This window comes from Chryseobacterium sp., assembly GCF_008831505.1.
GTDB lineage: Bacteria > Bacteroidota > Bacteroidia > Flavobacteriales > Weeksellaceae > Marnyiella.
On sequence record NZ_CP044507.1, the window covers coordinates 1236013 to 1250276 of the forward strand.

Genomic DNA, 14264 nt, shown 5'->3' on the forward strand with positions numbered 1-14264 from the left:
CTATTATAGTTGCGGTGATTTTTGGGGCTGGTTTTTGGGTAACGGCATTCCCTTTTTCCATTCCAGATAGCCCACATAAGCCATTATTGTAAACACCAAATATTGAATGGAGGTAATTCCGAGGCCTTTATAAAGCATCATCGGAACGCAGATCAGGTCGCCAATGATCCAGAAAATCCAGTTTTCGATTTTACGTTTCGCCATAAGCCACATGCCTACCAGGAAAATCGCGGTCGTAAGTATGTCGAGCCAGTTGGCCCAGTCCAGGTGATGAAGTCCTGCCTCCGGATTTTCGGAAACCTGATCCAGCAAGGGTTTATAGTAATATACTAAAATGATGAGAAAAAAACTGACAGCAAAAAGGACCGCAGAAAATAACCATTCATTTTTCGTGGTCCAGGAAACGTTTACATGAATATGGTCTTCGGAACTTTTGGCCCAAAGAATCCAGCCGTAGACACTCATGATGCTGTAATATACATTGATAAGCATATCACCCCATAGACCAAACTGAAAAAGGATGTAGACGTACAGGACGGTAGATATGATGCCCGTGGGGTAAACCCAGATATTTTTTTTTACTGAAAACAGAACGCTCAGGAGTCCAAAAAAAGCTGCCGAAGCTTCCAGCACGATCTGGCCGGTTTCGTAACTCTCATAGGGTTTTAGGAAAAGATCATGGAAATTCATGCAGGCCAAAGATAAAAATAATGGCATAAAGCAACAGCAGGCATTAAAGAGAAAGATTGGTATTTTGGTAGAGGTTAGATTGGAAATGCTGTTTTTTATAATAGAAAGGGGTATTAAAACAGGCATAAAAATGTTAATTACTGCAAATTTTTTATACTTTCGTAAATTCTTAAAAATTTGCTAATGTCAAACCTCTGGAAAACAAAATCCCTTAGTCAGCTGCTCCGAACAGCGGAAGATTCGGAAAAAGGACTTCGAAGAACCTTAAGTGCCACATCTCTGGTGGCGTTAGGAATCGGGGCCATTATTGGTGCCGGCCTTTTTTCTCTCACCGGCATTGCTGCTGCCGATAATGCCGGCCCGGCCGTAGTTTACTCATTTATCCTGGCGGCCCTGGGCTGCGCTTTTGCGGGTTTATGCTACGCAGAATTTGCCTCTATGATTCCGGTGGCCGGTAGTGCCTATACCTACTCATATGCGACAATGGGCGAATTTATCGCCTGGATCATAGGGTGGGACCTTGTTTTGGAGTATGCGCTGGGTGCTGCTACCGTAGCTGCCTCCTGGTCACAATATGTAGCCAAGTTCCTGTTGGGTGTGGGCATTGAAATTCCTGTTGAATTACTGCACGGACCATGGGATGAAACGCCGGGAATCCTGAATCTTCCGGCTATTTTGATTGTTTGCCTGCTTTCTGTTCTGCTTATAAAAGGTACTAAAGAATCAGCATTAATCAACAATATACTTGTTATCCTGAAGGTTACAGTTGTCCTTGTATTTATTTTTCTGGGCTGGGGCTTTATCAATCCGGAAAACCACCAGCCTTTCATCCCGGTTAATGAAGGTGAACAGATGGTCAGACAGGGCTCCATGGGGTTTTTCGACTTTTTCCAGAGTGATTATTTCGGGCAATATGGCTGGAGTGGTATCCTGAGAGGTGCCGGTGTGGTTTTCTTCGCCTTTATTGGCTTTGATGCGGTAAGTACAGCAGCTCAGGAAGCCAAAAACCCACAGAAAGGAATGCCTATAGGAATTATTGGTTCATTGGTCGTTTGTACGCTTCTCTATGTACTGTTTTCCTACGTACTTACCGGCCTGGAGAACTATGTGAATTTCAGGGGCGACGCAAGTCCGGTAACCACAGCATTTGCGCGTACCGGATATACATTTATCAATTCTGCACTTACCATAGCTATTATCGCAGGTTATACCTCAGTGATGCTGGTTATGCTGATGGGGCAGAGCCGCGTTTTCTACAGTATGAGTGTGGACGGACTTCTGCCTAAATTCTTTTCGGACCTTCATACAAAGAGTAAAACACCCTGGAAAACAAATATTATCTTTATGATTTTTGTTAGTCTGTTTGCCGGGTTTGTGCCGGTATCCGACCTGGGACATATGGTGAGTATCGGGACCCTGTTTGCGTTTTCACTTGTTTGTATCGGCGTTATCGTGATGCGTAAGACAAATCCTCATGCTGTGCGCGGATTCCGTGTACCGTTGGTACCCTTAGTCCCGATCCTGGGTGTACTCATCTGTGTGACCCTGATGGTAGGACTGCCAATTGAAAGCTGGGAGCGTTTGGCCATTTGGCTGGGACTAGGCTTCCTGATTTACTTCCTATACGGACGGAAACATTCCAAAATTAACAACCCGGATTAATATATTGTCCCACCATATGGTGGGATTTTTTAATTTTATCAGATGCTAAAGAAAATAATTTTAAGCCTTTTCATAATTACCGGCTCTTGCGTAAGCGGACAGCAGGTAAAAACGGATATCCTGCTTGAAGACAATATATCAATACGTGCCCTGGAAATCTGGGACCGCAAGGTTTGGTATACGGGAACGGATTCAAAATTTGGCTATGTAAGTCTTGCAGACAGTAAGGACAAAAAGCAAATCGTTCTGGCCGATGACAAACTGCAGTTCCGCACGCTGGGACAGAACAAAACGGACTTTTATGCCATTAATATTGAGAGTCCAGCTTTAATGTTCAAGATAAATAAAAGGACACTGGCAAAACAGGTTGTCTTTCGGGACACTGCCAAAACCGCTTTTTACGATGCGCTGCATTTTGTAAACGATGATCTGGGATATGCCTTTAGTGATCCCGATACGGATCTCAACCTAAAACTCGCGGTCTTTAACAGACAAGGAAATGGCAAATGGTATATCATTGATCGTAAGGACAAGGTTAATATGAATAAGGGTGAAGCGGCTTTTGCAGCCAGTAATTCCAATATGGCCTCATCGAGGAACTATCTCTGGATTGCGACGGGCGGTGCAAGTTCACGGATATTCAGACTTGATTTCAGAACAGAGAAATGGTCTGTTTATAATACTCCGTTTGTGCAGGGAAGTTCGTCACAGGGCATTTATGCGATTGATTTTTATGATGACAAATTCGGAATTGCCGTGGGCGGTGACTATACCAAACAAAGCGAAAACTTTAATAATATTGCGACTACGCAGGACGGTGGCCAAACGTGGACAGTCCAGGCTTCCGGAAAGAATGGCGGTTACAAAACCTGCGTCCGGATTCGCCCGGGTTCTAAGGGTAAGGATATCATTGCTGCAGGCGACCAAAACGTGGAACTATCCAGAGACTTTGGTAAGACATGGACCACCATATCCAATGAAAAGGGTCTATATGTTTGCGGGTGGATTAACCGCAACACGATTGTTCTGGCCGGCAAAAACAGGATATTGCGAATGACTCTGAAACTGTAGCCTGCCAAATCTCATTACCGTTAATTTTTCCGCCGTAAGTTATTTCGTATTTTTGCACTTCAAAACGATTGGCCATTTGGCTGAACTTTTCATCAAACTTATTCCAATGAATTCACTCATCGATAAATATAATATTCCGGGTCCCCGTTACACTTCTTATCCTACTGTTCCGTTTTGGGACGAGGAGAGTTTCACGCCTGAACTTTGGCAGAATTCAGTGATCCGCTCCTTCAATGAATCCAATGAGGCCGAAGGGATTTCGATTTATATTCATTTGCCGTTCTGTGAACAACTCTGCACTTTCTGTGCCTGTCATAAAAGAATCACCAAACAGCACTCGGTAGAAACTCCTTACCTGGAAAGCGTGCTGAAGGAATGGGACCTTTATCTGGACCTGCTTGCATCGGATCAGTTGACGCCGAATTCCAAACCCAAAATAAAGGAACTCCACCTGGGCGGCGGTACGCCTACTTTCTTTTCGCCGGAAAATCTGAGAACCCTTCTGGAAGGCATATTCGCCAAGGCAGAAATTGCTGAGCATCCAGAATTCTCCTTTGAGGGTCATCCAAACAATACCTCGCGCGAACATCTTCAGACGCTTTATGACCTTGGTTTCCGCCGCTGCAGTTTTGGTGTACAGGATTATGACCCACAGGTTCAGAAAGCCATCAACCGAATCCAACCCTTTGAAAATGTAGAGCGCGTGACCAACTGGGCACGTGAGATTGGGTATACCAGTATTTCCCATGACCTGGTATTCGGGCTGCCTTTCCACACCTGGGAAAAGATGGAATTTACCATCCGCCGTACCCTGGAACTGAAGCCTGACCGTCTGGCCTTCTATTCCTATGCCCATGTGCCGTGGATTAAAGGTGTGGGTCAGAGAGGTTTTGATGAAAACGATCTGCCAAGCGGCGAGGAAAAGCGCAAACTGTATGAAAACGGCAAAAAATTACTTGAAGAACTGGGATATATTGAAATCGGCATGGATCACTTCGCGCTTCCGCATGACGATCTTTATCAATCCATGGTTTCAGGCAACATCCACCGGAATTTCATGGGTTATTCTTCCGGTAAGACCCAACTGATGATAGGCCTAGGTATGAGTGCCATCTCCGATTCGTGGTATGCCTTTGCCCAAAATGAAAAGACTGTGGAGGATTATCAGAAACGTGTGGACGAAGGTATAATACCGGTATTCCGCGGACATATACTGAATGAGGAAGACCTTAACATCCGCCAGCATATCCTGAACATCATGTGCCGGCTGGAAACTTCCTGGGACTGGCAGAATACGTTCCCGGAACTGCCAAATGCCCTGGAAGCACTTCAGGAAATGCAGGACGACGGTCTGGTGGAAATCTCTGAAAACGCGATTAAGATCACGGAAAAGGGCCGCGCATTCACGAGAAATGTAGCGATGACCTTTGACCTGAGAATGATGAGGAAAAAACCCGAAACGCGCATTTTTTCGATGACGATTTAATTTGGGAATCCAATATAGAAATGAAAAAGCGACTTGTAAAAGTTGCTTTTTTTATTGAAATTGATATTTAATAAAGTAAATTTGAAATGTTCAACTTTCAGTAAAAACGTAAATAACTCTATGAAAAAAGCAATACCACTTATCATTGTATTTGTAAGTTTTAATTTCTATGGTCAGACTTTAGAGCAAAAAGCGGCGGAAAAAGCTTGCGAATGTGTCAAAGAAATAAGGACCTTAAATGATGAGAATTACATAGAATGTATCTCCAAATCATTGACAGAATCTTTAATAGAAACTGATCGTAAAGAGAATTTTAAGAAAATTTCGACTGTTGATGGGATGAAGAATACTTTATCTGAAGTTGACTCAATTGTAAAATTAATTTGCAGTATTGATCAAAATGCTCTACTTGAAGAAAAGACCAAACTGTATTATCGGTATTCCGAAAATTTAAATGCAACAAATTCCTATAAAATTGGGAAAGATTTTATGGATGCAGAAAATTATAAATTAGCAATTGAAGCTTTTCAATTAGCGTTAAAAAATGATCCTAATTTCGTCTTAGCTTTAGATGATATTGCAATGTCATATAGGAAAATCGATCAATATGAAGAGGCTATTCAATTTTATCAAAAATCCTTAGACATTTTTCCGGAAGGAGATTTTGCGTTAATGAATATTGCAGTAGTGTATAGTCTAAAACACGACTACAAAACCTCAGGTGAGTATTTTAAAAAGTTGATAAAATTTCATCCAAATTATGCTGAAGGATACTATGGTTTAGGGAGAAGTTTTGCGTTCTTAGAAGATTACGAAAATGCACTAACTAATATTATTAAAGCACATAAAATTTACGTAAAAGAGGGTTCACAGTACACAAAAGATTCACAACAAATGATACAAATTATTTTTAATGAAATGAAGAAAGGGGAGAAGGAGAAAGATTTTTATAGGATTGCTAAAGAAAATGACGTGAACATTAACCATTTTTAATCAATCTTACAGGTGATTCTTATCATGCGCTTAATGTGTCGACTAGCAGACTGCGTTTCGGAAGCTACCGACTGCGCTTGACGCACAGACCTAAATGCAGGACGACGGTTTGGTGGAGATTAAGGATAACAACATCAAAATCATGGAGAAGGCGCCCGCGAAAGATAACAACAGAGCCCGAGCAATTATAATACAATAATTTCTTATTTCACCATCAACTTTTCCGTAAACACCTTCACATTATCCGCGTAAATATTTACAAAGTAGATTCCCGGAACCAAACGCGAAATATCAACACTGCCGCCCTCGTTAAGTTTCGTTCTATGCACCATTCGGCCTTCAGCATTCGTAAAATCTGCTGTCCGATCTGTCCCGGTTACACCTTGTACGGATATTATTCCTGAGGCCGGATTCGGATATATTTTAACTCCACCAGCCACGTTTTCCTGAGTGCCGAGGGTGGTAGTCGTAACTTTATAAATTTTTCCGTTATTGATGGACGCCACATAAAGTTCTTTCTGAGCATCCTGACCGAAGGTAGAAAAGTTGTTTCCGCTGAAAGCCGTTGTCCATGTGATTGTATTGTCCGGACTCATCATTCCAATCTGAGCCGAGCAATAGTCTGCAAAGAAATACTTTCCGCTAAATGCCGGATAGAGAGAACCGCGGTAAACATAGCCGCCCGTAATTGAGCATTTACCCCCGGAGTGGTTATAAACCGCAACCGGATACGTCATAGTATTTGCGGCCGCACAACCCGTTGAGTTATAAACAGTGTTACCCTCGTAACACCGCCATCCGTAGTTCAGTCCGCCCTGTGATGCAGGCATTCTGTTAATTTCTTCAATCTGGTTCTGTCCTACATCCGCAATCAGAATATTTCCGGCAGTATGATCGAACGAGAATTTCCAGGCATTTCGCAGGCCGTAAGCCCAAACTTCATCGGCGCCGTCTGTGCCGACGAAAGGATTACCGGGCGGAATATTATATGGCGCAGCACCATTGATGTCAATTCTTAAAAGTTTGGCCAGTAAAGCATTTTTGTTCTGTCCGTTATTGTTGGGGTCTCCACCGCTGCCGCCGTCACCTGTAGAGATATAGAGATATCCGTCTGCGCCGAAGTGCATGCTGCCACCGTTATGATTGGAGAATGGCTTGGGAATGTTCAGTATAATATTTTCCGATGCCGGATTTGCAGTATCAGCATTTCCTGAGCTTACACTGTAACGGGCTACCGTTATATTACCGGACAAGTCGTTGTAGTACACGAAAAAATAACCGTTTGCCGCATATTGAGGGTGAAAGGCCAGCCCCAGAAGTCCTCTTTCTCCACCATAATTGATCTTGGTGCTGATATCCAGAAAATTAACTGGATTCACTGTTCCGGAAGGCTGCACAATTTTAATCTGGCCTGTTTGCTGTACCACAAACAGACGTGCATCATTTGCATGCACGATCTCCACCGGCGACGAGAAGCCGGTACTGAATTCCTGTAGCAGCACAGTTTGAGCCTGGATATGCATGGCGCCGACACAAATCACCAACGTGTATAAATGTTTCATAACAAGGTCATTTATAATTATTTATGAAGGTATGTTGATATAAACCTTTCTGTTTTACATCAGGATACTGAAAATTAATATAATGCACATTTTTTTGAAAGTCCTTCAAAAATCCCTAAATTAAGGAAGTTGAAATGTTAAAATAATGTGAAAAGTGCTAATAAAAACATTATATTTGCCGACTAAATTTTAATGTTGTATTATAATGCAAGGAAAAGGATTTATAACGCTTATTGCGGTTATACTAGGCTTAATCTGCATCAACGAGTTGCTGCCCACGTGGTATGCCGGTAAAGTTGAGAAGCAGGCTACAGAAATTTCGGCAGGGGATCCTGTGAAATATCAGAAAGAGCTGGACAGGCTCTCCAAGGATACCCTTAATCTTGGGTTTACAAAACTCCATTATAAAGGAGCCAAGGAAAAAGAAATGAAACTTGGTCTGGACCTTAAAGGCGGTATCAATGTACTGTTGGAAATTAACCAGAGAGATCTCATCAGTAACCTGACCAATTATTCAGAAAACCCTATCCTGATTGAGGCACTGAACCGTACTGATGAAGTCCAGAAGAACTCAACCCGTTCCTACATAGATAACTTTTTTGTGCAGTTTGACGCTGTGAATAAAGAGAAAGGTGCTAACCTTAAACTTGCCGACCCTGAAATCTTCGGCAATCCAAACCTTACTGAGATCCGGTTTAACACCAGCGACGAGGAAGTTAAAAAAATCGTAAGCAACAGAATTGAACTGTCTACCGGTACCGCATATGAGGTAATCCGTACCCGTATCGATAAGATGGGGGTAACGCAGCCAAACGTTCAGCGTGTACCCGGCACAGGTCGTATTTCCGTGGAAATGCCGGGTGTAAAAGATATTGACCGTGTAAAGAAAATGCTTCAGACTTCTGCAAAACTACAGTTCTGGGAAGTACAGCAACTTCCGGAAGTGGCTCCTTATTTTGAGCAGCTTTCACAAATTATCGCGGTTAAAGGTGATTCTATAGGCGTACCGAAGACAACAAACCTGATGAACTTGCTGCAGCTCAATACAATGGCTGCAAACGGTGTGGGTAATATAAAACTTAGTGATACCGCAACAGTAAATAAAATTCTGAACAGCGAGATTGCAAAAAAAGCCAGACCAGCCAATATCAAGCATACCAACTTCTTTTGGGGATATAAACCGGATGCAGGCAACGAAGGTAATTTGGTTCTGTATGCAATTAGAGGAAATGCCTCGCAGAAAGCTCCCGTAGATGGTGCCGTAGAATCTGCAAACATAGGATATGACGACTTAGGCAGAGTAGTGGTAGACATGCAGATGGATTCCAAAGGTGCAAAGGACTGGAAAACCATGACTGAGAAAAACGTTGGAAAGCCGGTTGCTGTTACCCTGGACAATGTGGTATATACCGCTCCTAATGTAAACGAAGCCATCCCAAGCGGAAGAACTCAGATCTCCGGAAACTTTTCTCAGGAAGAGGCCCAGGATTTGGTGAATGTTCTTGGCGCAGGTAAACTTCCTGCAGGTGCTAAAATCGTACAGGCAGAAGTGGTAGGGCCATCATTGGGTGCTGAATCTATCCAGTCCGGTATGTGGTCTTTCATCATCGCCTTTTTGATTATCGTTGTTTACCTGATATTTTATTATGGCGGCGCCGGTGTTTACGCGGTTATTGCAATGCTCATCAACCTGTTCTTCCTTATGGGTATTATGGATTCGGTGGATGCTACGCTTACCCTTCCCGGTATTGCGGGGGTAGTACTTTCCATGGCCATGGCCATTGATGCCAACGTAATTGTATATGAAAGAACCAAGGAAGAACTCTTCCTGGGTAAAAATATCAAGGAAGCCTACAAAGAAGGGTTCAATTTCTCCCTTTCTGCTATTATTGACGGTAACATCACTTCACTCCTTACAGCAATTGTACTTTATGTTTTCGGTACGGGACCAATTAAAGGTTTTGCTGTTACATTGGGTATCGGTATCCTGATGTCTATGTTTACCTGTGTACTTCTAACAAGGGTGATGATTTTTAACCGTCTTGAAAAAGGCAAAGGACTGTCAGTTTGGACACCGATGACCAAGAATCTGTTCCGCAATACGTGGATCGATTTTATCGGCAAAAGAAAATTCGCCTATATCTTCTCGGCCATACTTACAGTAATCTGTCTCGGATCAATCTTTACACAAGGATTTAAATTTGGTGTAGATTTTAACGGCGGGCGGAGTTATGTAGTTCGTTTCGACAAATCCGTTAATCCGGTTGATGCGGATGAGAGTCTGCAAAAGATCTTTGTGGCGAAGGATGGAGACCAGAATGCGGTTGATGTAAAAACATTCGGCAGCGATAACCAGCTGAAGATTACTACGGATTATATGATCAATGAGCAATCCGTAGAAGCTGATATGGCCGTAGAACAGAAACTGTTTGAAGGTCTTAAACCATACCTACCGGCAAATGCCTCAATTCAAAATTTCAAAGGCGGAGATGACGGTGCTGCTTATGGAATCATCAGTTCCGTAAAAGTAGGCCCTACCGTTGCCGATGATATTAAGACGGGTGGTGCCCTGGCACTGTTTATCGCACTTATCGGTATCTTCCTTTATATTCTTTTAAGATTTAAAAGATGGCAGTTCTCCACCGGAGCCATTGCTTCTCTGGTGCATGATGCGATCGTGATCCTGGGTGTGTATTCCTTACTCAGGAATATGATGCCGTTCAGCATGGAGATCAATCAGGACTTTATTGCGGCTTTGCTTACAGTTCTGGGTTACTCCATCAATGATACGGTAATCATTTTTGACAGAATTCGTGAGTATCTGAAGGAAAAGAAATCGTTGACACTGGAGAACCTTTTCAACGACTCGATTTCAAGCACGCTGGGCCGGACGTTTAACACAGCCTTTGCAACCTTCCTTGTAATCCTGGCCATCTTTATTTTTGGTGGTGAGAACCTGAGAGGGTTTATGTTTGCACTTCTGATAGGAGTAGGATTCGGAACATATTCCACATGGTTTATAGCCTCCGCAGTATCTTACGACCTTCTGAAGAAAAAGGGCACTAAAGCCCTTGCCGAGAAGCCTGCCGTAGAGGAGAACACAGGTTCAACACGCAATTAATAGTTTATCATATAGTGCCGATGTCCCCTTTTTGGGGACATTTTTTTTGTTGATGTATATGCAGCAATATAATTGTCTGCTCATTTTGAAAAAATAGCTGCTTCCACAGTATTCAATAATTCTTACCTTCGCAGCTGTGAAAAAGAATAAAAAATCGGCAGCCATAGGGTTTATATTTATTACTCTTTTGGTTGATATCACTGGCTGGGGGATTGTAATTCCGGTTGTACCATCGCTCATCCAGGAACTCATTCATGACGCTGATCTCAGCGTGGCATCCCAGTACGGCGGTTGGCTTAGCTTTGTCTACGCTTTTATGCAGTTTCTTTTTGCACCTATTCTCGGTAACCTGAGTGACAAATACGGTAGGCGGCCCGTTATCCTGTTTGCGCTACTGGGCTTTGCGCTAAACTTCTTCATCCAGGCCTGGGCACCAACTATATTCTGGCTGTTCGTGGGCCGGATTCTCTCCGGAGTTACAGGTGCGAGTATTACCACTGCCAGCGCGTATATCGCTGATATTTCTGATGACAGCAACCGGGCTAAAAATTTTGGGATGATAGGCGCTGCCTTTGGTCTGGGCTTCATCCTGGGACCTGTGATTGGCGGACTGCTGGGACAGTTTGGTCCACGTGTTCCGTTTATAGCAGCCGGTATTCTCTGCTTACTGAACTTCCTGTATGGTATCTTTGTACTTCCTGAAAGTCTCGGTCAGGAGCACCGGCGCAATTTCAGCTGGAAACGTGCCAATCCGGTGGGCACACTTTTCAATATCCGACGCTACCCAGCCATCCTTTATCTGATGATGGCCTGGTTCCTGGTTTATATCGCCGCACATGCCATCCAGACAAACTGGGCCTTCTTTACCATGTACCGCTTCAGTTGGGATGAGAAGATGGTCGGCATTTCGCTCGGAGTTATGGGAGCCATGACTGCTGTTGTGCAGGGCTTTCTGATTCGCCGTATACATCCTAAGTTCGGGACCGAACGCAGTATTTTGTACGGTATTATGCTTTATGCTACAGGTATGTTGCTTTTCGCATTCGCTTATAAGGAATGGATGATGTTCGCTATCTTAATGCTTTACTGTTTGGGTGGAATCGCCGGCCCGGCACTGCAGTCTGTGATCTCATCCAAAGTACCTGCCAACGAGCAGGGCGACATCCAGGGTGCACTCACATCAGTAGTAAGCATTACGTCCATCATTGGACCACCACTGATGACGAACGTGTTTTATTTCTTTACACATGATCAGGCGCCTTTCCAGTTCCCGGGCGCACCTTTCTTCCTGGGTTTTCTATTTATGGCTACCAGTGCGGGATTTGTGTACTACGTTTTTCACCGGAAAAAATCTAAAAAGTGAGATGCTGTTTTTTTCCATACAGCCTGCGCCGATTCTCATTAAAGGTTTAAGGCTGCATTACCGCAGACATTTGTTATTAGTTTTTGTATTTTTGTGCCATGGAATTAGGTTTCTCTGAAATTATTGTAGTAATACTCGCAATTATCGTTTTGTTTGGTCCGGACAAAATACCGTCTATCGCACGTGACCTGGGACTGGGTGTCCGGAAAATGAAAGGTGCAATGGAGGATATAAAAACCGAAATTTTGAAGGAAACCGATAATCCTGTTGCGGAAATTAAACGCGAGATTGAAAAGGTGAAAGAAGCTGCCAAAGAATATGATCCCACCCATGATTTAAGACGCGATCTGGATCTTACGGCCAAGGCAAAGGAAGATCAGCTTTCCGATACTCACCAGGGCCCTGTAAGCCGATAATGCAATGCAGGAGTTAGTAGCCGCAGATAAAGAGCTTTTTTTGTTCCTGAACGGACTCGGAAGTGTCGGTTTTGACAATTTCTGGCTCATGATTTCTGAAAAGTGGATTTGGATTCCGCTTTACCTTGTCTTTCTCATTGTGCTGCTGCGAACTTATGGATGGCGCGCGCTTCTCTATATGCTTGTCTTCATCGCATTAGGCGTGGCGGTTTCCGACCAGCTGGCAGGAATCTTTAAAGTGGGTATTGCCAGACTGAGACCCTGCCATGATCCCGCGCTTGAAACTTTGATGCGGGAAGTGGAATGTGGCGGCAGTTTTGGTTTCTATTCGGCACACGCATCCAATACGTTTTTTATTGCTAACTTTATGACGCTCATGCTGAAGAGAAAGTTCGGATGGTTTCCGTACTTCCTTTTCCTTTGGGCCGCCATAGTTTCTTACAGCCGCATTTACCTGGGCGTCCACTTTCCGATGGATATCTTAATGGGAGGGGGTGTAGGTTATTTATTAGGGGGTCTATTTGCAACATTAAGCCTTAAAGTAATGAATAAGAAATAAACCTGAATGCAATGAGAAAAATTTACACTTTTATGGCAATAGGCACGATGGCACTTGCTCCAGCCCAATTGCAGGATTCAAAAGCGGCGGATGAATGCTTCAAAAAAGCCGATTATAAATGTGCAGAAACAGCCTATGCTTCACTTGCCGATAAGGAGCGGATTGGCAAGCTGAAAGCTCAGTTCTACAATGGTTTGGGAACCTCACAGCGCCGTCTAGGCAAGACTCAGCAGGCTTTTACTTCCTATCAGAATGCACTGAAGGCCGATCCTAACAGTCTGGATACCTATGTTAATTTAAGTTCAATGCATGCCCAGTGGGGTAATAAACAAAATGCGCTGGATTTTGCCGCCAAAGGTCTGCTTCTGGACCCTGAAAATGCTGATCTTTTCCTTACCCGCGCCAAAATTTATGAAGAACTTAAAAAAAATGATCTGGCTGAAAAAGATTATAAGCATCTCATTTCCATTGCCCCGGATAATCTCATAGCACGTACCAATTACGCTACTTTTAAAATGAACAGCGGTAAACTGGATGATGCGCTTAAGGACTACAATACACTGATCGCTGAAAAACCTGAAAGTCTGCTTTACAACAACCGTGCATCGGTTTACCTGGCGCAGAAGAAGTATAAGGAAGCTACTGCAGATGTGGAAAAAGCAATTAAACTGGATCCGAAATTCTCACTCTCATACGTTACAAAAGCCCGGATTCAATTTGAGACCAACCGTGCTGCAGATGCCTGTCTGAACCTTGAAAAAGCACTGAAAACCGGTTTTGAGAAGTATCTGATCAACGATCTGCTGAAAAAGTGTGCAACAAAATAACGGCCTGGATTTCAGTCGTTGTGATAGGGTTTACCCTGTAGGATCTGATCGGCACGGTAAAGCTGCTCCACGAAGAATAGCCGGATCATCTGATGTGTGAACGTCATCCTGGAAAGTGAAAGTTTTTCATTGGCTTGATGGTGAAGTTCAGGTGCAAAGCCATAGGCACCGCCAATCAGGAAATTGATTTTTTTCACGGATGAATTCATCCACACATCCATCTTAGCTGCAAATTCACGGCTGCTGTACTGTTTCCCGTTTTCATCAAGCAGCACAGTGATGTCCGAAGGTTCAATTTGGTTTGAAAAAAGTTTGGCTTCTTCTTTTTTCAGCAGATCCGGTGACAGATTTCCGGCGTTTCTTACATCCGGAATTTCAATGAGTTCAAAGTTCCAGTGGCGGGGAAGGCGTATACGGTAATATTCCAGAAGACCCCTAATTTCGGCACTTGCAGTCTTGCCGATACACAGTAAATTGATTCGCATTGCTTATATTTGTTCTGCAAATATAGTTG

At 43.4% G+C, this 14264-nt stretch carries 12 protein-coding genes; 9 read left to right on the forward strand and 3 right to left on the reverse strand.

Annotation, left to right across the window (positions count from 1 at the left end):
• Window positions 1-3: 3 nt before the first annotated feature.
• On the reverse strand, window positions 4-690 hold the full coding sequence (gene pnuC, locus F7R58_RS05820) for a nicotinamide riboside transporter PnuC (RefSeq protein ID WP_158063998.1): 687 nt from the start codon (window positions 688-690) through the stop codon (window positions 4-6).
• 183 nt (window positions 691-873) lie between these two features.
• Between pnuC and F7R58_RS05825 the strand changes: the two genes are divergently transcribed.
• The 4 genes from F7R58_RS05825 (at window position 874) to F7R58_RS05840 (ending at window position 5902) form a co-directional block, all read left to right on the forward strand.
• Entirely contained in the window at window positions 874-2352 is a 1479-nt protein-coding gene (locus F7R58_RS05825) for an amino acid permease (protein WP_158063999.1), read from the forward strand.
• A 42-nt stretch (window positions 2353-2394) separates the two neighbouring features.
• The gene (locus tag F7R58_RS05830; protein WP_158064000.1) at window positions 2395-3423 is read left to right on the forward strand and encodes a WD40/YVTN/BNR-like repeat-containing protein; all 1029 of its coding nucleotides are present in this window, start codon (window positions 2395-2397) and stop codon (window positions 3421-3423) included.
• A 106-nt stretch (window positions 3424-3529) separates the two neighbouring features.
• Entirely contained in the window at window positions 3530-4909 is a 1380-nt protein-coding gene (hemN, locus tag F7R58_RS05835) for an oxygen-independent coproporphyrinogen III oxidase (RefSeq protein WP_158064001.1), read from the forward strand.
• 120 nt (window positions 4910-5029) lie between these two features.
• Window positions 5030-5902, forward strand: coding sequence for a tetratricopeptide repeat protein (locus tag F7R58_RS05840; RefSeq protein WP_158064002.1), 873 nt, complete (start codon window positions 5030-5032; stop codon window positions 5900-5902).
• 203 nt (window positions 5903-6105) lie between these two features.
• On the opposite strand, the gene F7R58_RS05845 is transcribed toward F7R58_RS05840, so the two are convergent.
• The gene (locus tag F7R58_RS05845; protein WP_158064003.1) at window positions 6106-7464 is read right to left on the reverse strand and encodes a PQQ-dependent sugar dehydrogenase; all 1359 of its coding nucleotides are present in this window, start codon (window positions 7462-7464) and stop codon (window positions 6106-6108) included.
• Window positions 7465-7669: 205 nt separating this feature from the next.
• Between F7R58_RS05845 and secD the strand changes: the two genes are divergently transcribed.
• The 5 genes from secD to F7R58_RS05870 all read left to right on the forward strand — a co-directional run bounded on the left by secD (window position 7670) and on the right by F7R58_RS05870 (window position 13750).
• Complete coding sequence (gene secD / locus F7R58_RS05850; RefSeq protein WP_158064004.1) at window positions 7670-10585, forward strand: protein translocase subunit SecD; 2916 nt, start codon at window positions 7670-7672, stop codon at window positions 10583-10585.
• 136 nt (window positions 10586-10721) lie between these two features.
• Window positions 10722-11948 (forward strand): TCR/Tet family MFS transporter, encoded by a 1227-nt coding sequence (locus F7R58_RS05855; RefSeq protein WP_158064005.1) that lies wholly within the window; start codon window positions 10722-10724, stop codon window positions 11946-11948.
• A gap of 98 nt (window positions 11949-12046) precedes the next feature.
• Entirely contained in the window at window positions 12047-12364 is a 318-nt protein-coding gene (locus tag F7R58_RS05860; protein WP_158064006.1) for a twin-arginine translocase TatA/TatE family subunit, read from the forward strand.
• A gap of 4 nt (window positions 12365-12368) precedes the next feature.
• Window positions 12369-12923 carry a phosphatase PAP2 family protein gene (locus F7R58_RS05865; RefSeq protein WP_158064007.1) on the forward strand — a complete coding sequence of 185 codons (555 nt, stop codon included), beginning with the start codon at window positions 12369-12371 and terminating at the stop codon, window positions 12921-12923.
• Window positions 12924-12934: 11 nt separating this feature from the next.
• A complete protein-coding gene (locus tag F7R58_RS05870; protein WP_158064008.1) occupies window positions 12935-13750 on the forward strand; it encodes a tetratricopeptide repeat protein in 816 nt (271 codons plus the stop codon).
• A gap of 11 nt (window positions 13751-13761) precedes the next feature.
• Here F7R58_RS05870 and F7R58_RS05875 read toward each other — a convergent pair whose 3' ends face one another.
• On the reverse strand, window positions 13762-14235 hold the full coding sequence (locus F7R58_RS05875) for a 23S rRNA (pseudouridine(1915)-N(3))-methyltransferase RlmH (RefSeq protein WP_158064009.1): 474 nt from the start codon (window positions 14233-14235) through the stop codon (window positions 13762-13764).
• Window positions 14236-14264 lie beyond the last annotated feature (29 nt).